This is a genomic window from Pseudomonas sp. R1-43-08 (genome assembly GCF_003852255.1).
In the GTDB taxonomy this organism is placed as follows: domain Bacteria; phylum Pseudomonadota; class Gammaproteobacteria; order Pseudomonadales; family Pseudomonadaceae; genus Aquipseudomonas.
Genome location: NZ_CP027734.1, coordinates 2,685,135 through 2,709,866, shown reverse-complemented (window position 1 = coordinate 2,709,866; position 24,732 = coordinate 2,685,135). Strand labels below are relative to the sequence as shown.

General features: G+C 57.0%; 26 protein-coding genes and 3 pseudogenes. 11 read left to right on the top strand and 18 right to left on the bottom strand.

What is annotated here, in order from left to right; genetic code table 11:
* Window positions 1–5: 5 nt before the first annotated feature.
* Both C4J87_RS12345 and C4J87_RS12340 read right to left on the bottom strand, forming a co-directional pair.
* The gene (locus tag C4J87_RS12345; RefSeq protein ID WP_124367007.1) at window positions 6–254 is read right to left on the bottom strand and encodes a hypothetical protein; all 249 of its coding nucleotides are present in this window, start codon (window positions 252–254) and stop codon (window positions 6–8) included.
* 115 nt (window positions 255–369) lie between these two features.
* Window positions 370–808, bottom strand: a pseudogene (locus C4J87_RS12340) (adenylate kinase).
* Window positions 809–952: 144 nt separating this feature from the next.
* Here C4J87_RS12340 and C4J87_RS12335 point away from each other — a divergent pair.
* Complete coding sequence (locus C4J87_RS12335) at window positions 953–2,812, top strand: ABC transporter ATP-binding protein (protein ID WP_124367006.1); 1,860 nt, start codon at window positions 953–955, stop codon at window positions 2,810–2,812.
* A gap of 46 nt (window positions 2,813–2,858) precedes the next feature.
* Here C4J87_RS12335 and C4J87_RS12330 read toward each other — a convergent pair whose 3' ends face one another.
* The 4 genes from C4J87_RS12330 to C4J87_RS12315 form a co-directional block, all read right to left on the bottom strand.
* Window positions 2,859–3,152, bottom strand: a complete 294-nt coding sequence (locus tag C4J87_RS12330; RefSeq protein ID WP_124367005.1) for an antibiotic biosynthesis monooxygenase — start codon at window positions 3,150–3,152, stop codon at window positions 2,859–2,861.
* Window positions 3,153–3,194: 42 nt separating this feature from the next.
* Window positions 3,195–4,169, bottom strand: coding sequence for a zinc-dependent alcohol dehydrogenase family protein (locus tag C4J87_RS12325; RefSeq protein WP_124367004.1), 975 nt, complete (start codon window positions 4,167–4,169; stop codon window positions 3,195–3,197).
* Window positions 4,170–4,232: 63 nt separating this feature from the next.
* Window positions 4,233–4,535 carry a helix-turn-helix transcriptional regulator gene (locus C4J87_RS12320; protein ID WP_101209484.1) on the bottom strand — a complete coding sequence of 101 codons (303 nt, stop codon included), beginning with the start codon at window positions 4,533–4,535 and terminating at the stop codon, window positions 4,233–4,235.
* 168 nt (window positions 4,536–4,703) lie between these two features.
* Window positions 4,704–5,357, bottom strand: coding sequence for a hydrolase (locus C4J87_RS12315; RefSeq protein WP_124362794.1), 654 nt, complete (start codon window positions 5,355–5,357; stop codon window positions 4,704–4,706).
* A 152-nt stretch (window positions 5,358–5,509) separates the two neighbouring features.
* Between C4J87_RS12315 and C4J87_RS12310 the strand changes: the two genes are divergently transcribed.
* From C4J87_RS12310 to C4J87_RS12300, 3 genes and pseudogenes are all read left to right on the top strand, one after another.
* Window positions 5,510–6,406 carry a LysR family transcriptional regulator gene (locus C4J87_RS12310; protein WP_124367003.1) on the top strand — a complete coding sequence of 299 codons (897 nt, stop codon included), beginning with the start codon at window positions 5,510–5,512 and terminating at the stop codon, window positions 6,404–6,406.
* A 67-nt stretch (window positions 6,407–6,473) separates the two neighbouring features.
* Window positions 6,474–6,604: pseudogene (locus tag C4J87_RS12305) on the top strand (AraC family transcriptional regulator N-terminal domain-containing protein); the annotation flags it as partial.
* A 70-nt stretch (window positions 6,605–6,674) separates the two neighbouring features.
* On the top strand, window positions 6,675–7,610 hold the full coding sequence (locus C4J87_RS12300) for a DMT family transporter (protein WP_124367002.1): 936 nt from the start codon (window positions 6,675–6,677) through the stop codon (window positions 7,608–7,610).
* A 179-nt stretch (window positions 7,611–7,789) separates the two neighbouring features.
* Here C4J87_RS12300 and C4J87_RS12290 read toward each other — a convergent pair whose 3' ends face one another.
* The 4 genes and pseudogenes from C4J87_RS12290 to C4J87_RS12280 all read right to left on the bottom strand — a co-directional run bounded on the left by C4J87_RS12290 (window position 7,790) and on the right by C4J87_RS12280 (window position 11,748).
* Entirely contained in the window at window positions 7,790–8,710 is a 921-nt protein-coding gene (locus C4J87_RS12290) for a substrate-binding domain-containing protein (protein WP_124367001.1), read from the bottom strand.
* Between the two features lie 17 nt (window positions 8,711–8,727).
* On the bottom strand, window positions 8,728–9,483 hold the full coding sequence (locus C4J87_RS26670) for a methyl-accepting chemotaxis protein (protein ID WP_372238208.1): 756 nt from the start codon (window positions 9,481–9,483) through the stop codon (window positions 8,728–8,730).
* Window positions 9,484–9,585: 102 nt separating this feature from the next.
* Window positions 9,586–10,005: pseudogene (locus C4J87_RS26665) on the bottom strand (HAMP domain-containing protein); the annotation flags it as partial.
* An 897-nt stretch (window positions 10,006–10,902) separates the two neighbouring features.
* Entirely contained in the window at window positions 10,903–11,748 is an 846-nt protein-coding gene (locus C4J87_RS12280) for an SDR family NAD(P)-dependent oxidoreductase (RefSeq protein WP_124366999.1), read from the bottom strand.
* A gap of 123 nt (window positions 11,749–11,871) precedes the next feature.
* Between C4J87_RS12280 and C4J87_RS12275 the strand changes: the two genes are divergently transcribed.
* The 5 genes from C4J87_RS12275 to C4J87_RS12255 all read left to right on the top strand — a co-directional run bounded on the left by C4J87_RS12275 (window position 11,872) and on the right by C4J87_RS12255 (window position 15,026).
* The gene (locus C4J87_RS12275) at window positions 11,872–12,798 is read left to right on the top strand and encodes a LysR family transcriptional regulator (RefSeq protein WP_124366998.1); all 927 of its coding nucleotides are present in this window, start codon (window positions 11,872–11,874) and stop codon (window positions 12,796–12,798) included.
* A gap of 225 nt (window positions 12,799–13,023) precedes the next feature.
* Complete coding sequence (locus tag C4J87_RS12270; RefSeq protein ID WP_124366997.1) at window positions 13,024–13,407, top strand: nuclear transport factor 2 family protein; 384 nt, start codon at window positions 13,024–13,026, stop codon at window positions 13,405–13,407.
* Between the two features lie 59 nt (window positions 13,408–13,466).
* On the top strand, window positions 13,467–13,853 hold the full coding sequence (locus C4J87_RS12265) for a nuclear transport factor 2 family protein (protein WP_124366996.1): 387 nt from the start codon (window positions 13,467–13,469) through the stop codon (window positions 13,851–13,853).
* Window positions 13,854–13,935: 82 nt separating this feature from the next.
* The gene (locus tag C4J87_RS12260; RefSeq protein ID WP_124366995.1) at window positions 13,936–14,385 is read left to right on the top strand and encodes an SRPBCC family protein; all 450 of its coding nucleotides are present in this window, start codon (window positions 13,936–13,938) and stop codon (window positions 14,383–14,385) included.
* 53 nt (window positions 14,386–14,438) lie between these two features.
* Window positions 14,439–15,026 (top strand): flavin reductase family protein, encoded by a 588-nt coding sequence (locus C4J87_RS12255; RefSeq protein WP_124366994.1) that lies wholly within the window; start codon window positions 14,439–14,441, stop codon window positions 15,024–15,026.
* 114 nt (window positions 15,027–15,140) lie between these two features.
* On the opposite strand, the gene C4J87_RS12250 is transcribed toward C4J87_RS12255, so the two are convergent.
* From C4J87_RS12250 to C4J87_RS12240, 3 genes are all read right to left on the bottom strand, one after another.
* Window positions 15,141–15,884 carry an SDR family oxidoreductase gene (locus tag C4J87_RS12250; protein ID WP_124366993.1) on the bottom strand — a complete coding sequence of 248 codons (744 nt, stop codon included), beginning with the start codon at window positions 15,882–15,884 and terminating at the stop codon, window positions 15,141–15,143.
* A 74-nt stretch (window positions 15,885–15,958) separates the two neighbouring features.
* Window positions 15,959–17,062 carry an alkene reductase gene (locus tag C4J87_RS12245; RefSeq protein WP_124366992.1) on the bottom strand — a complete coding sequence of 368 codons (1,104 nt, stop codon included), beginning with the start codon at window positions 17,060–17,062 and terminating at the stop codon, window positions 15,959–15,961.
* A 52-nt stretch (window positions 17,063–17,114) separates the two neighbouring features.
* Window positions 17,115–17,696, bottom strand: a complete 582-nt coding sequence (locus tag C4J87_RS12240) for a TetR/AcrR family transcriptional regulator (RefSeq protein WP_124366991.1) — start codon at window positions 17,694–17,696, stop codon at window positions 17,115–17,117.
* 274 nt (window positions 17,697–17,970) lie between these two features.
* Here C4J87_RS12240 and C4J87_RS12235 point away from each other — a divergent pair, with 274 nt between their 5' ends.
* Window positions 17,971–18,609, top strand: coding sequence for a TetR/AcrR family transcriptional regulator (locus tag C4J87_RS12235; RefSeq protein ID WP_124366990.1), 639 nt, complete (start codon window positions 17,971–17,973; stop codon window positions 18,607–18,609).
* Between the two features lie 55 nt (window positions 18,610–18,664).
* On the opposite strand, the gene C4J87_RS12230 is transcribed toward C4J87_RS12235, so the two are convergent.
* Window positions 18,665–19,246, bottom strand: coding sequence for a TetR/AcrR family transcriptional regulator (locus C4J87_RS12230; protein ID WP_164487656.1), 582 nt, complete (start codon window positions 19,244–19,246; stop codon window positions 18,665–18,667).
* Between the two features lie 139 nt (window positions 19,247–19,385).
* Here C4J87_RS12230 and C4J87_RS12225 point away from each other — a divergent pair, with 139 nt between their 5' ends.
* Complete coding sequence (locus C4J87_RS12225; RefSeq protein WP_124366989.1) at window positions 19,386–20,261, top strand: LysR family transcriptional regulator; 876 nt, start codon at window positions 19,386–19,388, stop codon at window positions 20,259–20,261.
* 95 nt (window positions 20,262–20,356) lie between these two features.
* On the opposite strand, the gene C4J87_RS12220 is transcribed toward C4J87_RS12225, so the two are convergent.
* From C4J87_RS12220 to C4J87_RS12205, 4 genes are all read right to left on the bottom strand, one after another.
* The gene (locus C4J87_RS12220) at window positions 20,357–21,616 is read right to left on the bottom strand and encodes a cation:dicarboxylate symporter family transporter (RefSeq protein WP_124366988.1); all 1,260 of its coding nucleotides are present in this window, start codon (window positions 21,614–21,616) and stop codon (window positions 20,357–20,359) included.
* A 114-nt stretch (window positions 21,617–21,730) separates the two neighbouring features.
* Window positions 21,731–22,156: a VOC family protein gene (locus C4J87_RS12215; protein ID WP_122674984.1), complete on the bottom strand. Its 426-nt coding sequence runs from the start codon at window positions 22,154–22,156 to the stop codon at window positions 21,731–21,733.
* A gap of 283 nt (window positions 22,157–22,439) precedes the next feature.
* Window positions 22,440–22,952 carry an Lrp/AsnC family transcriptional regulator gene (locus C4J87_RS12210; RefSeq protein ID WP_256680073.1) on the bottom strand — a complete coding sequence of 171 codons (513 nt, stop codon included), beginning with the start codon at window positions 22,950–22,952 and terminating at the stop codon, window positions 22,440–22,442.
* A 388-nt stretch (window positions 22,953–23,340) separates the two neighbouring features.
* Window positions 23,341–24,663 (bottom strand): dihydrolipoyllysine-residue acetyltransferase, encoded by a 1,323-nt coding sequence (locus tag C4J87_RS12205; RefSeq protein ID WP_124366987.1) that lies wholly within the window; start codon window positions 24,661–24,663, stop codon window positions 23,341–23,343.
* Window positions 24,664–24,732 lie beyond the last annotated feature (69 nt).

The window sequence follows — 24,732 nt, the reverse complement described above, 5'->3', positions numbered from 1 at the left end:
TGCATTCAGACTGCACGGCGTTCGAGCAGACGTTCTGCGCCACCTTCGGCAACCAGGTTGCCTTTCAAACGATCCGAACCATCCTCTGCGACGGCATCGCTGAACAGCGGATCGGTTTGCGTAGCAGCGGCGACCGCGTCGCTGAACAGACGATCCGAGGCGCCTTCAGCGACCACAGGTTGGGCAGCAGTCGCTGCGAAAGCATTCAGCGCGAAGATCGAGAAAGCGATGCCGAGGATGGTTTGGCGTTTCATTATCATGTGCTCTGTGGAGTGGTTTGGAATTGAGCCGATCTTACGCCGCGGTGCTGATATGAGAACTTCATTGAGTTAATGGTTGTTATTGATTCGATTAATGACTGGGTAGTTTTTACAGAATCGCTCCGTGTCGCATCCGCACCTCCTGAACCACGCCCGCAACTATCCTCTCAGCACTCTCCACCCCATCAACATGCGACACCGGCGCCTTCTGCCGAGATACCAAAGCCTCGTGCCAAACTCGATTGCGTCCTGAAAAATTGGGGTCGTCGTGCGTCGGCGTCACGACGAATACAATCAGATCGACATGAGCAATCAGCGCTTCTCCCCACCCCATACATGAGCCGCTCAGCACCCAATCTGCGTCAGCGAATTTTTTGCTGGATCAGCGCCACGTGTTCTTCGGCAGGTCGCTTGGTGGTGAAAGGAGGATTGGTCGGCATCCAGAAAAAATCATCGACATCGACATGCCGTACACCGAGCAGCGTTGCGAGGTTTAGCCCCTGTTTGGTGCCGCCCGCACACAAGGCACCTGTGATGTACATCCGCATTTTTTCCTCCGTGAATATAAGCCGATTTTGAGGTCGGCCAGATATCGCATACCTCGCCTCATCGCCGCCCCCAACGTTCGCAAAACCCTCAAAGCATCCGTTCAATGGCAGAATCCCCTCAACTTGATCGTTTTGGAGACCAGCATGCTTCGTGTATTTGAACGAAGACTCGACCCCTTCCCGCCTGACGAAGTGCCACCGCCGCCCGCTGGCCTGGCCCGGTTCCTATGGGCCTGCACGCGCGGCGCTCGCGGTTACATCCTGGCGCTGGCGGTGCTGAGTGCCGGTGTGTCGATCTACGAAGCGTGGCTGTTTTCGTTTCTGGGGCAAATCGTCGACCTGCTCTCGACCTGGCAGGCCGGCGGTGAAGCGGCGGCGCAGGAAAGCCGCGTGTTGTGGGGCATGGGCATTGTCATGGTGACCAGCGTCGGGCTGGTGGCGTTGCGCACGATGTTGCAGCACCAGGTATTGGCGATCAACTTGCCGTTGCGGCTGCGCTGGGATTTCCATCGCCTGATGCTGCGACAAAGCCTCTCGTTTTTTTCCGATGAATTCTCCGGCCGCGTCACCACCAAGGTCATGCAGACTGCGCTGGCCGTGCGCGACGTGCTGTTCACAATGATCGAGATCCTGCCGGGGATCGGCGTGTATTTCATCGCGATCATCGCGCTGGCCGGCGGCTTCGCGCTGAAGCTGATCCTGCCCTTCATGGCCTGGTTCGTGTTGTTCGGCTTGGCCATGTGGTATTTCGTGCCGCGTCTGGGCAAAGTCGGCCAGGAGCAGGCCAACGCACGGTCGATGATGACCGGGCGAATTTCGGACGCTTACACCAACATCACCACGGTGAAACTGTTTTCCCACTCCAATCGCGAAGCGCATTTCGCGCGTGCGGCGATGGAGGATTTCAAGCAAACCGGTTTCCGCCAGATGCGCCTGGTCAGCCAGTTCGAGATCGTCAATCAGGCACTGGTAGTGGCGTTGATCATGTCGGCGGGCGGTTATGCGTTGTGGCTCTGGCATGACGGTGCGGTCGGCGCGGGCGCCGTGGCGGCGATCACTGCGATGGCGTTGCGGATCAACGGCATGTCGAACTGGATCATGTGGCAAATGACTTCGCTGTTCGAAAGCATCGGCACCGCCCAGGATGGCATGGCGACGCTGACCCTCGGCACCAAAGTGCAGGACGCGCCGGATGCGGGCACGCTGCGAACCACCGGCGGCGCGGTGACCTTCAACAATGTCAGCTTCAACTACAACGGCGAGCGCCAAGTACTCAGCGGCCTCAACCTGAACATCCGTCCTGGCGAAAAAATCGGCCTGGTCGGACGCTCCGGTGCGGGTAAATCCACGCTGATCAACCTGCTGCTGCGTTTCTATGACGTCGACAGCGGCGAGATTTGCATCGACGGCCAAAACATCGCAAAAGTGACGCAAGACAGCCTGCGCGCCTCAATCGGCATGGTCACGCAGGATACGTCCCTGCTGCACCGTTCGATCCGCGACAACATTGCCTACGGCCGACCCGACTCGACCGACGAACAAATCCGCAGCGCCGCCGCCAATGCGCAGGCCGACCAGTTCATCAGCCAACTCAGCGACCGCCAAGGTCATAGCGGCTACGACACCTTGGTCGGTGAGCGCGGCATCAAGTTGTCGGGCGGCCAACGCCAGCGCGTGGCAATTGCCCGGGTCATGCTCAAAAACGCCCCGATCCTGTTGCTCGACGAAGCCACCAGCGCGCTGGACTCGGAAGTCGAAGTCGCAATCCAGGAAAGCCTCGATGAGATGATGCAAGGCAAAACCGTAATCGCCATCGCCCATCGACTGTCGACGATTGCCGCCATGGACCGGCTCATCGTGATGGATGACGGGCGCATTATCGAACAGGGAACCCACAGTGAACTGCTGGCGAAGAATGGCGTTTATGCGCGGCTTTGGCAGCACCAGAGCGGTGGTTTTCTGGGCGAGGACAAAGGTGTGATTGAGGCGTTGGATCAGGTGTGAACGGTGGAGTGCGGCGAGCGATGCCGTCCACTGAGCATCGATCCAGTTAGAAAACTGCTTCTTCGATATGGTGGACCTTCGGTTCTTCAGAAAAATAGTCCTCCAGGCCCAGCATGAACATCTGATGGTCATCACTCGCCTCGAAGCCCGGCGAGTGATCTTCAAGTGAAGCCCAGCGCACTATCAGGTTGAAATGCTCGGGGGTTTCGATTCCTTGCGCGAGCAAGTGGCCGCCGTAACCCTTCGCGCGGGTGAGCAACGGCGCGACCTCGGCGAAGGCACTTTTGAACTGTTCAATGCGTTCTTTGTGTACGGGAAGCAGAGCAATTTCATAAATCATGGCATTTCCTCTGATACGACTTAGACGGCTGAAAATAGGCGCTCAGGAAATAAGCGATGGCTCAACTGCAATCGCGATTTTGCCTTGAAGGCCGTTCTCGGGACTTTCCAACCGAGCATGGGCCAGGCCGATATCGGCCAGCGAATAGACCGCGCCAACGTGTGGGCGCAACTGACCGCGAGCCACCAACGTGCTCAGCTCATCAAGCTTGCCGCGGTTTTGTCGGGTGAAGACGAAGTGATAGCTGGCGTTCTTGCCCCAGGCCTGAACGAGGTTTTGCGGCTGCGCGATGTCGACAATCGAGACCACACGGCCCAGTTGAGCCAGCGCATCCGGGCTGCGCGACAGGGTGTCGCCGCCTATGGTGTCGAACACCACATCCACACCTTGGCCGCCGGTTTCGCGCAGGATGGCGTCGACGTAATCTTCCTTTTTGTAGTCGATAAGCACATCGGCACCCATGCTACGGGCGAACTCAAAGTTTGCTTCGCGCACGGTGGCGAAGACCCGCGCGCCAATGGCTTTTGCGACCTGGATCGCTACATGACCCACGCCTCCCGCGCCGCCGTGTATCAGAATGCTTTCCCCTACCCTGAGCGCCGCTCGCACGGTCAGCGCTTCCCACACCGTGCCGCCAACCAAAGTCAGACTTGCCGCCTCAAGATGGCTCAGCGATGGCGGTTTGTGGCCGATGATGCTTTCGGCCGCAACGTGGTACTCGGCATAACTGCCTGGCCCGTCGAATATTTGCGGGGTGTACCAGACTTCGTCCCCCGGAGCGAAGCCCGTCACCCCCGGCCCGATTTCTTCGACAACGCCCGAAACGTCATGTCCGGTAATCGCCGGCAGTGGCACCAAGTCAGCGTAATCGCCGCGCCGAACCTGAAAATCCAAGGGGTTGATGGAGGTTGCGTATACCCGCACCAAGACCTGTCCCACACCCGGCACTGGCTTGGGTACGTCGCAGAGTTCGAACGATTCCGGGCCGCCAAATGATTTGAGTAGCATCGCTTTCATTTTGAAATCCTCGTATCGACAAAAAGGAATATCGAGATATCTCGATATCATGTAGTAAAAAAATTAGAGATCTTTCCCGATCAACTCGGCAAGGGCACTGATAGTTGCTTCATTGCGTTTGTAGTACGTCCACTGACCGATGCGCCTGACTTCGACCAGGCCCACTCGTTGCAGGGTTGCCAGATAACCCGACACCGTAGACTGCGACAGCCCGATACCCTCCTGGATACTGCTGACGCAGACACCCACCGTGAAAACGTCACCCTCATCCTGCGCAGGGAAATTGTTCACGGGGTCCTTCAAGCCTTTCAGGATTTGAAGGCGTACCGGATTTGAGAGTGCTTTGAATATTTCAAGTAAGTCCATAGCTCGGATGATATCGAGATTTTCCGATATATCAATACCCGATTTCCCTTCGCGACCGACGGCTCACATTCTGCTGAACAGACCTCTCCAGTTGCTGCGAGAGGAGATGAAGACTCGCCATGTCTGTGGCCAGACATCGATCAACCAGCTCTTCATCCCCCACTCAGATCACCCGGCGCTGGCCGGCACTGGCGCGTTGAGCAACTGCTGCTCCCACAGATACGCAATACCGCTACCGGCAGCATGCTGCAGCAGCACATCGGTCAGCGCACCGGCGGTTTCCTCCCGAGCCCAGTCACGTTGCCACTCTGCAGCGAGAGCGAGCCAAGTCATCATGTTCGCACCCGCCGCAATCATGCGCTGGATCGCCACTTGATGGGCCTCGACCGAAACCGCGCCGGATGCGTCAGTGATCACCGTTACATCCCAACCTTCGCCGAGTGCCTGGATCACCGGCATGGCGACGCAGACTTCGGTCCACAGACCCGCGATAACCAGTTGCTTGCGGCCCGTCGCTTTTACCGCGTCCACCACCTTCTGGTCTTCCCAGGTGTTGATCAGCGTCCGATCAATCACCTCTTGGCCGGGAAAAACATCGAGGATTTGCGGAAAGATGAAACCGCCCCGCTCGGCGATCACGCTGGTCAAGATGGTGGGCACGTTGAACGCCTTGGCTGCCTTCGCCAACGCCGTCGCATTGTTGACCACCATTTGCGGCTCATGGCTGTTCAGATTAGTGAGCTGGAAAGGCTGGTGGTCGATCAGAACGAGTACCGAATCCTCAGGACGAAGAAGCGATGTAAGGCCGTTACGAAAAGTCATTAGTAGATCCCGTGTTGTCGTTATGAATTGGATTGGTAATGAGCGGCATACGCCAGCGCCGACGCTGCCTGCGAACAACACTGTGCTGTTTCGATGCTTAATCCGGTAGTGTTGCCAAGTGTTTGGCTGTGTCGCGAAATGAGGAACACCGTTTGGATATCGAAGAGCTTCAGACATTCGTAGAGGTTGCTGACGCGGGAGGCGTTTCGCCTGCCGCAGCCCGGCTGGGCGTGTCCAAGTCAATCGTCAGTCGCAGGCTGGCGCGATTGGAAGCACAGCTTGGCGTGCAGTTGCTGACACGCTCGACTCGCGGCGCGGCGCTGACCGAGGCCGGCGCGACCTTTCGCGATTATGCAGCGAGGGTCTGCTCAGAAATGGAGTCAGCCAGGGAAGCGATCCTGCCTGCCGGAGCGCTGCAGGGTCGTTTACGAGTGGCCGCGCCGCTCTCTTTTGGCCCGACTCACTTCGCCCCCGTACTGGCGGAAATGGCCGTGCGGCACCCGCAACTTCAGATCCAGACCTGCTACAGCGACCGCTTCGTTGACCTCATAGCCGAAGGTTACGACTGCGCGATCCGCGTTGGCTACCTTCAGGATTCCAACCTGATCGCAAGACGCATCGGCCCGATCAACGGCAAGCTGGTCGCGAGTCCGGGCTATATCAAGGCTTATGGTTCACCCGAGAAACCTGAGGAGATAGTCGCCCATCAAGCCCTGATGCAAAGCACCGAAGCTTGGCAATTCATGGATGGCGACAAGATCGTCGCCATTCGCCCGCAAGGACGCTTCAAGGCTGACAACGGCATCGCGCTAGTCGCCGCCGCAGTCGCAGGACTCGGGGTCGCGTACCTGCCCGATTGCCTAACGTATGACAGCCTGGCATCCGGCGCACTGGTGCCGATCATGACGCGTTATCCACCACCGCCAGCGGGTGCTTACTTAGTCCGCCCGGCCGGTCAGCATCCTGCGCAGAAGATCCGGGTCTTTGCGCAATTGTTGATCGAGTATTTCGGGAAATCTCCGTATTTTGCGGGAGATGTAGCTGTTTGATTGGGGGAGGTGTTTGAGTGAGTGGCTGCCTGCTGTGCTGAGCGCTTGTTGTTGACCAAGATAGGCCCTGATGGATGCCTGGGTGCGAATGTTGCGATTAATGGGCATCCGGACGCCATCGCAGCCCTGGCCCCGGTTTATGAGCGGGAGATCATCTTTCGTGTGCTCCAGGGCCCCCATGGCTGGATGCTGCGGGAAACCATAACTCACTTTAAATGCACTACGAGTTCAACCAGAATCCTTCAGGTCGATCACATCAGGATCCATCATGTCTGCAACCACAACCGTTACCGCCGCTGAAAACCGACAAAGCATACTCATCGTCGTAGGTTCGGTGTTCCTGTTGTCGGTGTCAGACGCTCTTATCAAGGCCACCAGCGCCGAGACATCGATGTGGCAGCTCTACGTGATTCGTTCGCTACTGGCCATTGGCATGCTCGTCGCCTTGTTGATGTACCGCCGCGGCACATTGCAGCAACGGCCGCTTTCCCCTTTGTGGATAGGCGCAAGAAGCCTGCTGCTTGCCTTGATGTGGCTCGCCTTTTACAGCGCACTGCCCTTCATCAGCCTGACCATAGCCGCATTGGCAATCTATACGACGCCTTTGTTTATCGCTTTATTCTCGGCAGTCACCCTGGACGAGCATGTCACACCGCGCAAATGGGTGGCCATTCTGGTGGGGTTCGCCGGGGTGCTGGTCACGCTCGCACCCAGCCAGGCTGACTTCAACCTATGGACATTGCTGCCCGTGCTCGCTGCGATTTTCTATGCCCTCGCAGCGGTCGTGACCAAGGGCAAGTGCGCCAATGAGGCGCCCACGCAGCTGGCCCTGGCGCTGAACATCGTCCTGTTGTTGATGGGGGTGGTCGGCAGCATTGTCGTTGCACAGACTGGCCCTCACCTGCCGGCCAACGAGGGCCTGCGGTTTCTGGTGGGCGGCTGGTCGCCCATGTCGATCAGCGACTGGGGCGTGATGGTGGTGCTGGCGATTCTGATGGTACTGGTCAGTACCGGCATCGCCCGGGCCTATCAAATCGGCGAGACCTCGATCATCGGCGCATTCGATTACACCTACCTGATCTTCGCGATTGCCTGGGGGGCGTTGCTGTTCAATGAAGTGCTCAATGGCCGGACCGCGGTCGGTCTGGCCCTTATCCTGATTTCAGGCTTCATCCTGCTGAAAAAGCCCACTGCCGCGCGCTGAACGTGTCACATGCACAGGCCTTAACAAGGAGCTGTTTATGCTGGCAGTCGCATACCGATTGCCGTTCCCAGCCCCAAGGTCCGCAGCGAATCAGCCAGAGGCACGGCCTGGTGTGGCATCAATTTTCGCTCAGCCGGGCTCTGCGCCTCGAAGTAGTCGATGATCAGCGTCATCGCCCGTCACTCGAACTGCTGACGATTCTCCGGAGTAATCAACTGGAACGGCACCCAGATGATCGGAGCATCCAGCCCTTCGCCACGCGCCAGTCGGACAGCCGCATCAACCGCTCCACTCGCCTGCCCCACGGCATCCTGAAACACACTGACAGCCATCTTTCCATCCGCCATGAGCTTGAGCCCATCCGACGTACCGTCGATGCCGCCTACCCAGTAATCCTTGGCCTGCTTGCCGGCCTTCTCCAGGCCCATGATCGCGCCGATCGCCATTTCGTCGTTATTGGCGGCGACAATCGAAAAATCGACGCCCTGCTTCACCCAGTCCATGACCACCGTGGCGGCCTGGCTACGCTCCCAGTTGGCGACTTTTTTCTGCACGACTTTCATGTCCGGGTACTTGGCGACGACTTTTTCAACGTCCTCGGTGCGCATCAATGAGGACGCATTGGCGGGGTCGCCGACCAGAATCACCACGTTGCCCTTGTAGCCGGCCCGGCGTGCCAACTCTTCCATCTGCAACGTGCCTGACTCCAGTTCATTGGAGCCGACAAACGCAGCGCGCGCGGTGAGCTTTTCGGGCGACGGATTGCGGTTGACGAAGACCAGGGGAATATTCGCTTCGCTGGCCAACTGCATCATCTGCGGCGTGCTTTTGCCGTCGACCACGGCCACGATGATCGCGTCGACTTTGGAATGGATCAGGTTGCGAAACTGCCGCAGCTGCAATTCGGAATTGTCCTGCCCATTCTCCATGAAGATATCGATATCCATTGCCGCCGCCTTTTGCTGAACGCCATTGCGCAGCAACGCCTGGAAATTATCGTCGTATTTGGCCATGGCCACGCCCACCAGCGGCGTAGAGGCTTGGGCCAGGCCTGTGGTTAACAGCGCCGCCCCGAGGAAACATCTGAACCATGCTTTCATTTTCTAGCTCCCGAGGATCAAACGCTGAATTGATGAAGCAGTTCACGCTGCACTTTGGCCATGGCCGACAAACGTTGACTGCTGCTGGCCGATTGCTCGGCACCTTCGGCCGTCTGCTGCGCCGAATCATTGATCTGGATGACCATCCGGCTGGTTTCCGCCACGGTGGCGCTCTGCTGCTCGGTGGCCGCAGCAATCTGGATGTTCATGTCGCGAATCGTGCCGACCGCCTCGCTCATCGAATGCAGCAATTCACCGGCTCCCGAGGCCAGCGACACGCATTGGCCCGACTGCACCTGGCTCTCGTTCATCACCTGGACCACGGAATGAATTTTTTCCTGCATCCGTCCGATCATTTCCTGGATTTCGCTGGTAGAGGTCTGGGTACGACTTGCCAGGGAGCGCACTTCATCAGCGACGACGGCAAAACCTCGACCTTGTTCGCCCGCACGCGCGGCTTCGATAGCCGCGTTGAGTGCGAGCAAGTTGGTCTGTTCGGCGATGGTACGAATAGCAACCACAATGCCTTCGATATTGTGGCCGTACTTCTGCAGTTCGTCGGTAACCTCGGTGGCTTTGTTTACCTGTTCGGCCTGAAGGCGAATGTTGACGATGGTCTCGGCCACACGCTCCTGTACTTGATCGGTGAGGTCACTGGTGTCGTCCACCGCCTTGCGGGTGTCTTGCGCGCGCCGTGCGACTTCTTCCACGGTACTTTCCATCTCAGTCATGGCCGAGGCCGCCGACTGCAACCTGTCCTTTTGCTCATCCACTACGCGAGTGGTCTGCTCGCTGCTCAAGGCATTGTTGTCCGCGGTGGTCGCCAGGGCATCGGCGGAGCTGATCAGCTCACGGAAGGTTTTGCGCAGGGCGATGGTCAGTTCATTCAGGTAGCCCCCCAGCTCCCCGAACTCATCCTTGCGCGAGACATCGAAACTGACGCGCATATCGCCGGCCGTCAGTTGCTTGAGCACCTCGCGAAACGCCGCCAGGGGGCGACGCAGGCTGAAGGCGACCCAAATGCCGATCAGCACGGCGGCCAGCACCGCCAGTACACAGGCGATCAGCACCAGGCTGCGGCTGGTGCCGATGGTGGCGTTGGCATCGTCCCTGGCGTGATTGGCGACCTCAAGGGCCTGGCTGCCAAATTCGCCAATCTTGCCCAGGGTGGATTGCAGGGCAACTTCTACCGCCGTGCGTTGCTGCACAACCTGCGCGCTCAATTTTGCGTCGGCGAGGTAGGCATGGAACACGCCGGCGGCGCCGGTCAGATCGGTGAGTAGACGATTGACCATCACGGCGGCAATCCGCCCGCCTCTGGGGTCAACGGCCAACAGCGCCTGAAGGCGCGTGCTGATGACCTCGTCCTGCAGGTTCAGCACGCGTTGCAAGGTGTCGATGGCTGGCGTCGCCGCATGCGCGGCCAGCCCGTCATAGGATTTATTGACTTCCAACAGCAGTTTTTCAGCCGCCGCCACCTGTTGTACGTCGCCGGCACTGCGGGCCCGAGCAATGTAATCGCGCAGGTAACCCGCCAACTGCGAACCCTGGGCGCTGCTGTAACCTTGCAGCACTCGCGTCAACGCGAGTTGCTGCACATGCTCACGGTGCGAGGCCATCAGGGTTTGCGCCTGGTCGGCGTAGGCCGTCACTAACTGGCGCTGCTGGGCGAGGCCAGCCTTCAGCTCGTCGCGGTCGACCACATAGACCGCCGTGCTGTCGAGCAAGCGATTGAACTGGGTAATGCTGTCGGTGAACGCTTGCTTGCCGGCGTCGATCTGTTTGACATCGGTGCTGATCAACATGGCCAGCAACGCCTGGTTGGCGCGCAGGATATGCACGTACAACTCACTGGCCGCACGACTCAATGGTGCCGATTGGCTCGTGATGATGCCCAGACGCTCGCTTATAGAATGCGTGCTTTGATAGCTGACCCCTGCCATGGTCAGCAGCAACAGCACAAGCACCGCAAAGCCCCCGATAACCCGCTGTAAAATGGTCATGGCTAACCCCGTTAGGTTTTTATTGTTGTGGAGCTGGTTTGAAGCGTCGGCGTACTTCGAGGGAGACTGCTCGGAGCGCTAAGGACTGGATCGGCCGCGCAGCCGGGAACTTGAAAGGAGAAAGCGACTGAGCGGCGTTTTCAAGATCGACCTTTGCGGGCTGGGCGTGGCCGCCCTACCCGACTTCATTCAACACTCCTTGATCCGGTTCCAAAGTTGAGCAACCTGCTCGGCACTGTCGGCTTTGACTCGGGCCAAATCGACGGGATAGTCGACACCCGGGTTTTCGACAAACCGCGTCGCCGTAAATTGTCCGTTGCTGGCGCGCAGGACATAGCCGGAATCCTCGCATTGCTGGGAGGCCAGAAAGACCACGCCAGGCGCCACCCATTCGGGCTTGAGGTTTTCCGGTTCGCCAATAATGCCCCACATAAGCGTCTTGGCCACGGGCGATACCGCATTAACCAGGATGCCCACCTCCGCGCCTTCCATGCTCAACGCATTCATGATGCCCAATTGCGCCATCTTGCCGGCGGCATAGGCCACCAGGCCTGTTTGCGCATATTGCTGGTACATTGCACGGTCGGACGACGTCATTACCACGCGTGCGGCAGAGGACTGCTTGAGATGTTTCCAGGCATGTTTGCATAACCACACAGGTGTATAGATATTGATATCCACTGCGCGGCCAATGAACGTCGAGTCGGCTTCTTCGATGGGTTGATAACCGACCCAGCCAGCGTTGTGAATCAAGATATCAAGTTGGCCAAACGCCTCGATGGCCGCTGCCACCAATTGCTCGCAACCCTGTTCGCTAGACAGGTCACCATCATGCCCTACCACCTTGAAGCCCTTGTCCCTGAGGGTCTTGGCAGCCTCCATGGCAATCGAACCATCGCCTCCCGCGCCCAGCTTATCTGCGCCGACATCACTGATCACCACATTGGCGCCCAGCGTGGCCAACGCCTGTGCGTAACTAAAACCCAGCCCTCGGCCAGCGCCCGTTATAACCGCAGTCTTTCCTGTAAAGTTCATTGGCTATTTCCCCTTGAGTTGCCACCTCACCTTAACAAGGTGTGTCCGCGCTGTTTAATACTAACGGCGGCGCAAGTTGATACTTGGCGCATATCAATCAGTTCAAATGAAGGAACAGACGAAATGATCGAAACCCGCCTGCTACGCCAATTCATCGCCGTGGCTGAAGAACTGCATTTCCACAAGGCTGCTATTCGCCTGCACATGGCCCAGCCCCCGTTGAGCCAAGCCATCAATCGGCTGGAAGACAAACTGGGGTTCAGTCTGTTCACGCGCAATAAACGCGGGGTCAAGCTGACCCCGGCTGGCGGTGCATTCCTGAATGCGGCCTACAGCACGTTGAAGGAGTTGGAGCTGGGCATCGAACACGCACGCCAGGTGTCCGAGGGCATTGCTGGCAAACTCACGGTGACGGCGGTGTCCATCGCCTACTACGAGTCACTGCTCAGTACCCTGCGCCAGTTCCGCGAGACCTACCCCAAAGTCCAGTTGATCATCAAGGATATGCCCTCCTCCAGCCAGGCCAAGGCCATTCTGGCGGGAGAAGCGGATATAGCCTTCATGCGCAAGATGCCGATTTCGGCAGAAAACGTGGAATCACGCCTGTTGCTGGATGAAGAGATCGTGATGGCGCTGCCCGCCCATCACCCCAAGGCGAAGGAAGGCCAGATCGACTTGCGGGACTTCGCCGGGGAAGACTTCGTATTCACCCCCGAAGCCCTGGGCACCGGCTATCACAGTCAGCTGATCGCCTTGTGTGAAGCCGCCGGTTTTTATCCCAGGGTGGTGCAGGAGGCCGCACAGATCCATACCCTGATCGGCCTGGTCGCCTGTGGCTTCGGCGTTGCCCTGGTGCCTGAGTCGATTGCCAGCTCAATCATGCGCGACAAGGTCCTGTTCCGCCGGATCTACCCGGTGACCGCCTCCCCCAACCCGGCAATCGGCCTGTATATGAGCTGGAACACCCACAACGAATCACCGTTGATGCACAGCTTCATTTCCATGCTCGACTTCAACGCAGCCCCCCAGGTCGTCTCGCCGACTGCCTGAATAGGGATGGGCAGCGTTCCTACCTGGCCCCACTCGCTATCCGCTAAAAGCTTGACACAAACTGTAGTGATCACTATAGAATGCACGCAATATGTATCGACCGATACATAAATGGCCCATCCAGCCAATGGGCATGCCGTGGGCGGGATTTGCGCGGGCATTACTCGCCCGGCTGGCCGTCTCACGCCTTGCGCGCAACGCGATCATTCAAACAGGAGTCACGCCGTGAGCAACCCAACCTACGTCCAGGAATACAACGCCATTGTCGCCGTACTGAACCAGTACAACGAAGGTGGCAAACAGGCGAAAAGCAGCATCATGAAACCAGCCTTCAGCGAGCAGGCGACGATCTTTGGCGTAGACGCCGAGAACAAACTGACCGGCGGCCCGATTCAGGGTCTGTTCGACATCATCGACAGCGCGTTTCGCCCCTCCCCCGAGGCCAAGGGCGCCATCGTCAACGTCGATATCGTGGGCACGGCTGCCAGTGCGCGCGTCGATACCAATGACATCTCCGGTTTCTGCTTTACCGACTTTTTCAACCTGCTGAAGGTGGAAGGCCAGTGGACGGTTGTCAGCAAGATCTACCACACCCACGTAGCGCCTTAAGCCACACGCCTCCTTCACCACGGCGCGTTGGCGCCATAAACGTTTACAGGATTTGGATCATGAGCAAGAACATCAAAGCGGTACCCACTGCTGAATACAACGCCGTTATCGCCGTCGCCCAGCACTACGTGGACAGCCTGCGTATCGGCAGTGCCGAGGGCCTGCAGCAGGCATTCCACAAAGACGCGGTGATGTACGGTTTCACCAATGGCCAGCTGCTGGGCGGCCCGATCAACAACCTGTTCGACTTTGTCCGCACCCACGGCACGGCGCCGGATATCACTACCCGTCTGGACGTGCTGGCGATAACGCCGACCACCGCCGTGGTTCGTGTCGACATGGAAAACGACGCGATTGGCGCCGATTACAACGACTACCTGACGCTGATCAAAATCGACGGCACCTGGAAGGTGATCGCCAAGGTCTATCACCAATTCGAAGGCTGATCAGGGCGGCCATCAGTGCGAGCCCCAGCGCCGTGGCATGGCCGTCGATGTACACATTACGATGTATTAAAGGTATCAAATCATGGCAACAGTTGAATATCGCGCCCTCATTGACGGCGGCGCCGACCGCGTATGGGATGTGCTCAAGCATTTCGGACAGATCAGCCAATGGCACCCGGCAATTGCCGAAAGCATTATCGAAAACGGCCAGCCTGACGGCCTGGTGGGCTGCATCCGCCGGCTGACCTTACAAGACGGCGCAGTCTTGCGTGAAAAACTGTTGTCGGTGGACGAGCCTGACCTGCAGTTCTCGTACCGTTTTGTAGAGTCGCCATTGCCCGTCGACAATTACGTGGCTACCGTACGGTTGATCCCCCTGACGGGTGAAGACATTACAGTGGTCCTGTGGAGCGCAACCTTCGACACGCGCGAGCCAGATCCCCAGGGCGAGCTGACCGCGGCGATCGAATCACTGATTGTCGGCGGCCATCAAAGCCTTCAGGTCTACCTGAACAAAACGGCCAGCGGGTAAATGAGCACAGCCTCGGTCCAGTGATGGATGCGGGGCCTATTATTGGAGTTGCGATGGACGAGCATATTGCCGCCGTGTCACTTGAAAAAGCCTACAGGCTGATCAATCACGGCCCGACCACCCTGGTATCCGCTCAACATGCGGGGGTGACGAATGTGATGGCCGCCGCATGGGCCTGCGCGCTGGATTTTTCGCCGCCAAAAGTGACAGTGGTGTTGGACAAGATCACCAAGACACGCGAGTTGGTCGAGCGCAGTGGCGTTTTCGTGATTCAGGTGCCCACCGTGGCACAACTCAAACTGACAAAAAACGTCGGCAGTGCGAGCCTTTTCGATACGCACGACAAACTGGCACAAAGTGATGTGGAGTTGTTCGACATTCCCGGCCATGACCTGCCGTTCGTTGCGGGCTGCTCGGCCTGGCTGGCCTGCAAACTGCTGCCCGAGCCCCACAACCAGACGACCTATGATTTGTTCATCGGCGAGGTGGTTGGCGCATGGGCAGACACGCGCGTCTTCAAGGATGGGCACTGGCATTTTGAGACCGCCCCAGCGGACTTTCGTAGCCTGCACTACATCGCGGGCGGGCAGTTTTATGCGATCGGCGAGGCGCTGAACGTCGATGCAGAACAAGACACATGATGCCCACTTGGCCAACCTTGCACTGAAATCAGCGCAATCGGCCTGGGCACCGCAGCAGCCAGGCACGCCCGTATCCTGTGCGTGCCTGGGCGTGGTCATGCGGTCAGGTCATGCTTACCAATCCTGGCGGGTTGGCGAGATGATCAGGTCGTTGACGGTGACGTTTTCAGGCTGGTTCAAGGCGTAGAGCACGGCTCGGCCTATGTCGTCAGGCGAGATCGCGATCTTGTTCAGTTCCTGGGCGGCCTTGCGCCCCGCTGGATCGGTCACTTTGTCTGCCCAACCCGTGTTGATCACACCGGGGCTGATGGTGTTGACACGAATGCCATGATGCACGCCCAGTTCCTTGCGCATCGACTCAGTCATGGCCTGCACGAAAAATTTAGTGGCACTGTAAATGCCGGCAGCCGGCCCGACCTGGTGACCGGCCACCGAATCCATGTTGAGGATCTGGCCCGACTTCTGTTTCAACATGAACGGCAGCACAGCGGCGATTCCGTGCAAGTAGCCTTTGATGTTCACGTTGATCATCTTTTCCCAGTCATCAACGGCCAGGTCTACCCAGTTGGAAAACAACATCAGGCCGGCGTTATTGATCAGGATATCGACTGAACCGAAAGCGTCCTGGGCGAACTGGGCCAGCGCCTTCATATCCTCCGGGTTGGTGACGTCGCTGACGCGCCCTACCGCTTCACCACCGTTGGCTTTCAACTCGCTGACGATCGCGTCCAGACCTTGCTGGTCCAGCGCGGCGGCAACAATGCGGGCGCCTTGGGCAGACAGCGCTCGAGCCGATGCGGCACCCAGGCCAGACGATGCGCCGGTGATGATCGCAGTCTTGTTTTGCACGTAGTTCATGAGAGTTCCTCTTGGACAATGACTGCCCGCACGTGTCGGGCAGTGTTTGGGTTATCGCAGGTGTTCAGGCGCGATCAGTAGTTGCCGACAGGCCAGTCGGTGTAGCCCTTGGCGCCGCCGCCGTAGTAGGACTCGCGCGGTGCAATGGTGAGTTCAGCGCCACGGCGCAGGCGCTCGACCAGGTCGGGGTTGGAAATGAACAGGCGACCAAACGCGACAGCGTCGATCCTGCCTTCGGCACGGCGCTCGATTGCCATTTCCAGGTCGTAGTTGTTGTTGCCGATAAAGGCGCCTTTGAACTGCGCGCTCAGGGCGTCCATGTCCACGCCCGCAGGCACTTCACGCGAGGTGGCGGTAGCGCCTTCGACGAAGTGCAAGTACGCGAGATCGAATGCGTTGAGTTGCTGGATCAGATAGCCGTACATCGCCATCACGTTGCTGTCGGGCGGCGTGTTGCCGGCGTCGGGGGTGACAGGCGACAAGCGGATGCCGACACGTTCATTGCCCCAGATATTGACGATCGCTTCGGTCACTTCCAGCGTGAGCCGAGCGCGGTTTTCGATCGAACCGCCGTATTGGTCGGTGCGGTGGTTAGTTGAATCGCGCAGGAATTGGTCCAGCAGGTAGCTGTTGGCGGAGTGCACTTCCACACCGTCAAAACCGGCACGCTTGGCGTTCTCGGCCGCACGTTTGTACTGCTCGATGATCCCGGGGATTTCATCGGTTTCAAGTGCGCGCGGCATCGAAACCGGGACAAAACCGTTGACGGTGTAGGTATCGCCTTTAGCCTTGATCGCGGAAGGCGCCACCGGTGCAGCACCGTCCGGCTGCAACTCGACGCTGGAAAAACGCCCCACGTGCCAGAGTTGGCTGACGATCTTGCCGCCAGCGGCATGCACGGCATCAGTGACTTTCTTCCAGCCGGCAACCTGCTCGTCGCTCCAGATACCCGGTGTTGCCGCATAACCACGGCCTTGAGCGGAGATATTGGTGGCTTCGGCAACGATCAAGCCTGCCGTGGCGCGCTGGGCGTAATACTCGGCGTGCAACTCGTTGGGAATACCGTCTTCGGCGTAGCGGCTGCGCGTGACCGGCGCCATTACGATGCGATTGGCGAGTTCAATTGCGCCAAAGCGGGTGGGTGTGAACAAGTCAGTGCGATGACTGTTATCTGTCATGGTAAACCTTAATTAAATAGACCGGTCGTCTAGTAAGTTGCTAAAAAAATGGCTACGACAGGAGTCGCTTCGCCATGGTCAGGGATTCTTCAAAAACGTCAGGGCGCTTGTTGATCTTCATCATTAACGAGGCACCGAGCCAAATTTGATAAAGCGCTTGCGCGAGCGTCGCGTTGGAGAGGGTGGAGGTGATCGAGCCATCGACATGGCCTTGCTCGATGCAGCGCTCAAGCCGAGCGTTGATCGCTTGAGTACCTTTATCGAGCACCAGGCGCATGCCTTCGGAAAGGTCACAGACCTCGGCGCCCAGTTTCACGACGAGGCATTTGTCCGTCGGTGAATCGGAGCATTGGGTGTGCGCCCAATAGTGGAAATACCCGAGCAATCGTTCAGCCGCCGGCCGGGTACCTGCCAGCAGGGTGTCGACCGCAGCCAAGTAGTCGCAAAAGTATTGTTCCAGCAGCGCTTGGCCAAATTCATCCTTGGATTTGAAATAGTGGTAGAACGAGCCTTTCGGCACCTCGGCGGCGGCCACCACTTCAGCCAGTCCCACGCTGGTATAGCCTTTGTGGGTCATCAACACCCTGGCGACATCCAGGATGTGTTGGCGGGTTGTGGCGTGTTGGTTTTTCATAATGACGCCACTCTAACTATAACTAGACCGGTCGTCTAGTAAGTCATGGAATGAATTGCCCCTTACGTGACCGACGGTCTCATGCAACGCTGGCGCTCAAATAGCTGGACGGTGACCGCCGAACACTGAGGCCGACCGTTCAAGACCCGCAGGTCCAGACGCGCTGCTGCACTAGCGCGGAGCCACGAAGCCAGGCCATTTTGTGTATCATCCACGTTGAAAACAGCTTTCCCGACGCCAGCGTCTGGCGTTACGCCTCAAGGTAGCCAGCCCCATGTCCGATTCCATTTCACCCTCTGTTCCTCGCAGCAAGGGACGCCCGCGCGCATTCGACCGCGATCAGGCGCTGCTTCGCGCGTTGGCGGTGTTCTGGAAGCGCGGGTATGAGCCCGCGTCGGTGACCGAGTTGTGCTCAGCGATGGGCATCAATCCACCCAGCCTGTATGCGGCGTTTGGCAACAAGGCCAAGTTGTTTCTGGAAGCCGTTGCCCACTATGAAACGACCTTCTGGGACGCGACGTGGGAGCGGATGGGCAGCGAGCCGGACATCGTGTGCGCCATCCGCGAATTCTTTCATACCTCTGCGTCCATTTTGACCGAGCCTCTAGCGCCCTGCGGCTGCATGGTGGTACTGGCGGCCGTGAACGTGTCGGAAGATGCTGGCGAGGTCACCGCCGCCCTCAAAGCGTTGCGCCAGGAAGGCCGCGACTACCTGCAACAACGCCTGGATCGCGCGGTTGAGGCTGGGCAGCTCAAACCGCAGACCAACACCCGCATACTCGCTGCTGCATTGAATACCCTCCTTGAAGGCATGTCGTTGCAGGCTCATGATGCGGCCAGTCGCGAAGACCTGCAGGGCATCGCCGCAACTGCGGTGGCCATGCTCGCCCCTTCCCTCGCCGAATCGCGATAACGCCAACTGACCATGGGGCGCCATCAGAGCGCCTTGTATCGCTCAACCGGTAAGGTCACGACACCAAGCGCCGGCTCATTTCCAACGCCGCATCGAAGGGTGCGTGTGTTCGATTGACCTTGACCAACAAAGAGGCGCCCAACCACATCTGATAAAGCGCCTCTGCCAATACAGGCGCCTCAGTCAGCGCGGTGATAGACCCATCGGCCTTGCCTTGCTCAACGCAGCGCGTGATCCGCTCAACGATCAGCGCCGTGCCCTTTTCGAGAACCGCGCGCATATTTTCGGAAAGGTCACACACTTCTGCACCTAATTTGACCACCAGGCATTTCTGGTCAGTGTGATCAAAGGCCTGTGTCTCGGCCCAATACCGTAGGTAACTCAGCAAGCGCTCTGCCCCGTTGCCATCTCTGGCCATCTCCACATCGACCCGCGAGAGGTACTCTTGGAAGTACTCTTCGAGCAATGCCTGGCCAAACTCGTCCTTGGAGCGGAAGTAGTGATAAAAGGAGCCTTTGGGCACACCGGCCGCGGCAAGCAATTCGGTCAAGCCGACGGCGGTATAACCCTTTTGGGTCATGAGCGATCTGGCAACATCGATGATGTGCTGACGCATGTCTTGGAGAGGTTTCTTCATGCAGCGCATGCTATCAAAAAACGCTCGGCGATCACATGAGCAGGCGCAGGTTGCACAGCGCTTACCCCATGGGCATAACGGCCCGCTGATACAAAATAAATAGATGTATTTACCGTAAAAACATAATTAATATTTGCCGATGATTAAAGAACTGAAAACATTTATCGCCGTGGCGAGAGAAGGGACCTTTGCGGCTGCTGGCAGCAAGATAGGGCTCACCCAAGCCGCCGTCAGCGCGCAAATGCAACGCCTGGAGGCGGAGCTCGGCGTTGAGCTGTTTGACCGTAAAGGCCGCTCAGCCCACCTCAACCGAGTGGGCCAACAGGTGTTGTTGCAGGGCCAGGACCTGGTTCGCCAGTTCAAGAACCTGGGCACCGCCACCGTGGGGCTGCCCGCCAGCGTTCTGGTGACGATTGGCGCGATTGCCTCTGTGCAACGCTCATTCCTGCCGGAAGCACTTGCGCAGTTTCATCAACGATTTTCGGAGTGCAGGACGCGAGTCATTCCGGGCCTCTCCATGGAGCTGGTCAACCAAGTGGATGCCGGCGAGATCGACATGGCCGCGATCATCCGCCCGCCCTTCTCATTGCAAAGTGACTTGCGCTGGACAACCCTGGCGCGTGAACCGTATCGCCTCATTGTCCCGGCCGATATGCCTGGTGACGACTGGTCGGAGCTGGTCTCGACCCAGCCATTCATCCGTTACGACCGGTCGTCCTTCGGCGGCCGACAGGTTGACCGATTCTTGCGACAAACCCATGTCGCTTTGCGTGAAGTGTGCGAGCTCGATGAGCTGGATGCGATCATCAAGCTGGTAGCAAACGGCGTCGGCGTGGCGTTGGTGCCAGAGACGGCCACCCAGCAAGACTGGCCGGCAGGGGTACGCGCCATAGACCTGAAACAACGCACTTTCCATCGCGATATCGGCCTTGTACATCGTGCCCGCCGCGGGCTCACCGAACCGGTGAAAGTATTGGTCCAACTGATTACCGAGCAGGTTCTGAAAAAGCCCTGACGCATGAAAGAATCAATACAAAAACTTCTTATCGGTTTATCAGCCAAAAAAAGAGCCCTCGACGCGTTTAACGTGGAAGGCTCTTGTGTCACTGATTAAGCGTTCTGCTCGCCCCCTACCGCGTTTTTTCGCTCCAGCGGCGCTTTCTCCCACTTGGCGATGACCAGGGGCGCAATTGCGTTACCGAGCACGTTCAAGGTGGTGGTACCGCTGTCGATGATCCTGAAGATCCCGGCAATCAATGCGACCCCTTCCAGCGGCAGCCCGGCAGATGCCAAGGTGGCGGAAAGAATGATGATGGCAAACCCAGGTACGCCCGCAGCGCCCTTCGACGTCAGCACCATCGTCACCACCAGCAAAATCTGCTGAGTCAACGACAGATCGATGCCATACAGCTGCGCAATGAAGATCGTCGCCACACCGAGGAAGATCGAAGCACCGTCCAGGTTGAACGCATAGCCCACCGGCACCACGAAGCTGACGATGCGCCGAGGCACGCCATAGGCTTCCAGCTTGGTCATCAACTGCGGCATGACCGCCGCAGAGGCTGCACTGGAGAAGGCCAGAATCAGCTCATCGCGGAAGTACTTGATCAACTTGAAGACGTTTTCGCCGATCAAGTAGCAAATACCGCCGAGCATCACCAGGGCAAAGGTAATCAGCGCCAGATACACCACGCCGATCAGCTTGAGCAACGGTAGCAACGAGGCAAATCCGAAGGTCGCTACCGTGGCGCCGATCATGCCGAATACACCAATCGGTGCGTAGGCCATGACAAACGATACGACTTTGAACATGGCGTCGGAGAAGCCCTGCACGACCGCTACAACCGGTGCGCTCTTTTCTTTAGGCAATGTATTAAGCGCCATGCCCAGCAGCACGGCAAAGAACAGCACCGACAGCAACTTCGCTTCCGACATCGCGACAATCACGTTATCGGGCACGATGTTTTGCAGGATGATCAGCGCGCCCTTCGACGGCTCCATATGCACGGCTGTCGCGTTATGGGCAATCCCCGCGATTTCGGTGCCCTTACCCGGCTCGAACAGGTTGGCGAAGCACAAGCCGAGTACGATGGCGAGGCTGGTGATTGCAAAGAAGTAGATCAACGACTTTGCACCCATGCGCCCGAACGATTTGTTATCACCGCCCCCGGCAATGCCGAGGATCATGCAGCAGAAAACAATCGGCACGACGACCATCTTCATCATCTTGATGAAGATATCACCGAGCGGTTTAAGGATTTCAGTACTGACCCACACTTGATTTTCCGGGTGGGTATTGAAATACCAACCCACGAGCACGCCAAGCAACAGCCCGGCAACGATTTGCCAAACTAAGGGAATACGTTTCATGTCTAGCCTTTTTGTTGGAATGAAAGGACTGCTTGAGGGCAGTAGCTAGATTCATGAGCTTCCAGCTCATTTAAGTGTCCTTGGCGCACTCCTCGAAGTGCGCCAGGTTTTTTATTACTTGGCGAACAGCTGGCTCATATCTTTGAACGCCTTGAACTCCAGGGCGTTGCCGCACGGGTCGAACAGGAACATGGTGGCCTGCTCGCCGACCTGGCCTTTAAAGCGAATGTAGGGTTCGATCACAAACTGGGTGGCGCGCGCTTTCAAGCGTTCTGCCAGGGCTTCCCATTGCGCCCACTCCAGGATGATGCCGAAGTGCGGAACCGGTACGTCGTGACCGTCTACCGGGTTGCTGTGCACGCTTTCCTGCGAAGCAGTTTTAGGGTGCTCGTGGATGACCAGTTGATGGCCGTAGAAATCGAAGTCGACCCACTGGTCGCTCGAGCGACCTTCGGATAGGCCGAACACCTCACCGTAAAAGTGACGTGTGGCGGCCAGGTCATACACAGGGATTGCGAGGTGGAAAGGAGAAAGACTCATCAGGACTCCGATAACAATTTTTATTGGTTTGTGGTGCCGGACACCGCACGCGCTGCCCAGCGGTTTTTTTAAGGTGGGTTTATGCTAAAGCGCTGCCGACCTAAAAAAAATCAATATATTTTTTTCACAAACACAATTTTATTTTGTTAATCGAGTACTGCATCCGACGTCTTTCTACTGATGCCCGCCTGCCTGAATGACCTGTGTGATCTGGTCGACGTACACTCGTGTTTTCATCGGAACCGCTGTTTACCGGTGTCGCCGTTGATTGAACCGCTTCCCTTCAGCCAACTACCACATTCACGGGGGCTTTTACTTCCTTGACGACAAAGGCGGTGCACACGTCCTTGACACTGGGAAAGCCGTTTATATTCTTCCTGGCGAACTCACTGAATTCAGCTAAGTCTGTGGCCAAGACTGTCAACTGGTAATCATAAACACCGGATACGCAGTGACAGGCTATTACCTGCTCAAATGAGGTGATGGAATCCTCGAATGCTTTCATGTGGCGGGTGTCCTTTTGATCCAGGGCTACCTGTACGAAAGCAGTGATAGCGTATCCAAGCATTTCCATATTTATGCTTGCATGATAGCCACGTACCAGGCCTATTTCCTCAAGCCTTTTTACCCGTCGCCAGCATGGAGATGCACTCAGGGACACCAGCTCGGCAAGTTCCGCGCTCGAGAGCCTCGCATCTCTCTGGAGCGCAGCCATAATGCGCCGATCAGTAGCGTCTATCTTAACTTTTGGAATGATCATCTCAAAACCCTCTAAAATATAGAATGTCCATTCCATATTTTCTTAACAGAGCAGAGATCTTAGCATAAATTTTTTGTTGATATGAATGATGGTCTTAGCAGACTGGCCGGTCGGGGTCATCTTACTGACGCATACGCACGATAAAAATCAATATAAGCAACAACAAGGGTGTATTGAACAATACCTTCATCAAGATAGTTCGTACTTTTACTGCACATAACAAATACTGCTTATTCGCACCGCGGTGCTTGCGTCTAGTTTTTTGCATTGTTGCTCCCCCTATTTTTCTTAGCTTTAGGCGGATAGCTGCTCAGCAGTTAACATAGCCGACTACTACGCCTCCACTCGAAAGTTGCGAACAGCATCAACGCTAAACCAGACACGTGAAAGGAGCTTTTAACAACCCACCGATCAGCAAATAAAATCACATTATCAATCGACGCATATCGGCTAGATGCTCGACAAGAAACGCATTAAATCGACCCGCGGCGGCGCCATCAATAACGCGGTGATCCCAACTTAAACTGAGAGGCAAAATAAGCCTGGGAACGACCTGCCCCTTATCCAGGGTTAGCCGGGTGCTGCTGCGACCGATCCCCAGAATTGCCACCTCTGGCGCATTGATTATTGGGGTGAAGTAGGTCCCGCCAATCCCTCCCAGGGAAGAAACAGTGAAGCAGCCCCCGCTCATATCAGAAGGTTCAAGCTTCCCTGCGCGAGCCTTAGCCGACAACTCAGACATCTCTCGAACTAAAGTCACCACGCCTTTCTTATCAACATCACGAATGACTGGAACCACTAGCCCATTGGGTGTATCAGCCGCGAAACCGATATGGAAATAATCTTTCAATATCAGTTGATCGCGATCCAGACTCGAGTTGAATTCCGGGAATTTTTTAAGCGCGGCGACGCAGACCTTCATGACCAACGCGATCATCGTAACTTTAACGCCTTGCTTGGCGTTGTCTTCGTTAATGTTACGACGAAAATCCTCCAACTCCGTTATGTCCGCATCATCATGGTTTGTCACATGCGGAATACTTAACCAATTACGATAAAGATTGGCGCCGCTGATTTTTTTTAGTCGGGACAGGTCTACCCGTTTAATTTCACCAAATTTCGAAAAATCAATATCTGGCCAAGGCAGCAGGCCTTGCATGAAGGGTTGGCCCGTTGGGTTCTGCTGTTGTGCATCCGTTTTTCGGGCATCCGCCATTACTTGTCCAACAAAAGAGTGAACATCCTCCTTGGTTATACGTGCTTTAGGCCCGGCACCCTTGATTTCACTCAGTGGCACCCCTAGCTCACGGGCTAACTTACGGACTGACGGGGAAGCGAACGGCAAGAGCCCAGTGGAAACTACTTTCTCAAGGGGGACCGTACGAGGAAGTTCCAATGAAGGAGCAGCAGGTTGCACAGCCGCCTGTGCAGGAGAATCTATAGGAACAGAGACGATAGATTGAGGCTGCGCGACTACAATTGTGGATGACGGATCTGCAGACGCCTCGGTTGATTCCAAGGTGGCAATCAATGAACCTTCACTGATTTTATCACCCACCACAATTTGAATATTCTTTATGATACCGCCGTGTGAAACGGGAATATCCATTGTTGCTTTATCGGTTTCAACAACAATGATAGTTTGCCCTGCTGTAACTAAGTCACCCGGTGCAACAAGTACTTCAATAATGCTGATTTCTTTAAAATCGCCAATATCTGGAACCAGAATGTCACGCAGCGTAGTCATGAAGATCATCCACAGAAATTGTGCCTAACAGCGTTAATGGCAGTGATGGGTTGCAACCGTTCGATGCCA

Coding starts and splice junctions, on each gene's coding strand:
- C4J87_RS12345 (WP_124367007.1), bottom strand. CDS start 254: ATGAAACGCCAAACCATCCTCGGCATCGCTTTCTCGATCTTCGCGCTG.
- C4J87_RS12335 (WP_124367006.1), top strand. CDS start 953: ATGCTTCGTGTATTTGAACGAAGACTCGACCCCTTCCCGCCTGACGAA.
- C4J87_RS12330 (WP_124367005.1), bottom strand. CDS start 3,152: ATGATTTATGAAATTGCTCTGCTTCCCGTACACAAAGAACGCATTGAA.
- C4J87_RS12325 (WP_124367004.1), bottom strand. CDS start 4,169: ATGAAAGCGATGCTACTCAAATCATTTGGCGGCCCGGAATCGTTCGAA.
- C4J87_RS12320 (WP_101209484.1), bottom strand. CDS start 4,535: ATGGACTTACTTGAAATATTCAAAGCACTCTCAAATCCGGTACGCCTT.
- C4J87_RS12315 (WP_124362794.1), bottom strand. CDS start 5,357: ATGACTTTTCGTAACGGCCTTACATCGCTTCTTCGTCCTGAGGATTCG.
- C4J87_RS12300 (WP_124367002.1), top strand. CDS start 6,675: ATGTCTGCAACCACAACCGTTACCGCCGCTGAAAACCGACAAAGCATA.
- C4J87_RS12290 (WP_124367001.1), bottom strand. CDS start 8,710: ATGAAAGCATGGTTCAGATGTTTCCTCGGGGCGGCGCTGTTAACCACA.
- C4J87_RS12280 (WP_124366999.1), bottom strand. CDS start 11,748: ATGAACTTTACAGGAAAGACTGCGGTTATAACGGGCGCTGGCCGAGGG.
- C4J87_RS12275 (WP_124366998.1), top strand. CDS start 11,872: ATGATCGAAACCCGCCTGCTACGCCAATTCATCGCCGTGGCTGAAGAA.
- C4J87_RS12265 (WP_124366996.1), top strand. CDS start 13,467: ATGAGCAAGAACATCAAAGCGGTACCCACTGCTGAATACAACGCCGTT.
- C4J87_RS12260 (WP_124366995.1), top strand. CDS start 13,936: ATGGCAACAGTTGAATATCGCGCCCTCATTGACGGCGGCGCCGACCGC.
- C4J87_RS12255 (WP_124366994.1), top strand. CDS start 14,439: ATGGACGAGCATATTGCCGCCGTGTCACTTGAAAAAGCCTACAGGCTG.
- C4J87_RS12250 (WP_124366993.1), bottom strand. CDS start 15,884: ATGAACTACGTGCAAAACAAGACTGCGATCATCACCGGCGCATCGTCT.
- C4J87_RS12245 (WP_124366992.1), bottom strand. CDS start 17,062: ATGACAGATAACAGTCATCGCACTGACTTGTTCACACCCACCCGCTTT.
- C4J87_RS12240 (WP_124366991.1), bottom strand. CDS start 17,696: ATGAAAAACCAACACGCCACAACCCGCCAACACATCCTGGATGTCGCC.
- C4J87_RS12235 (WP_124366990.1), top strand. CDS start 17,971: ATGTCCGATTCCATTTCACCCTCTGTTCCTCGCAGCAAGGGACGCCCG.
- C4J87_RS12230 (WP_164487656.1), bottom strand. CDS start 19,246: ATGAAGAAACCTCTCCAAGACATGCGTCAGCACATCATCGATGTTGCC.
- C4J87_RS12225 (WP_124366989.1), top strand. CDS start 19,386: ATGATTAAAGAACTGAAAACATTTATCGCCGTGGCGAGAGAAGGGACC.
- C4J87_RS12220 (WP_124366988.1), bottom strand. CDS start 21,616: ATGAAACGTATTCCCTTAGTTTGGCAAATCGTTGCCGGGCTGTTGCTT.
- C4J87_RS12215 (WP_122674984.1), bottom strand. CDS start 22,156: ATGAGTCTTTCTCCTTTCCACCTCGCAATCCCTGTGTATGACCTGGCC.
- C4J87_RS12210 (WP_256680073.1), bottom strand. CDS start 22,952: ATGGAATGGACATTCTATATTTTAGAGGGTTTTGAGATGATCATTCCA.
- C4J87_RS12205 (WP_124366987.1), bottom strand. CDS start 24,663: ATGACTACGCTGCGTGACATTCTGGTTCCAGATATTGGCGATTTTAAA.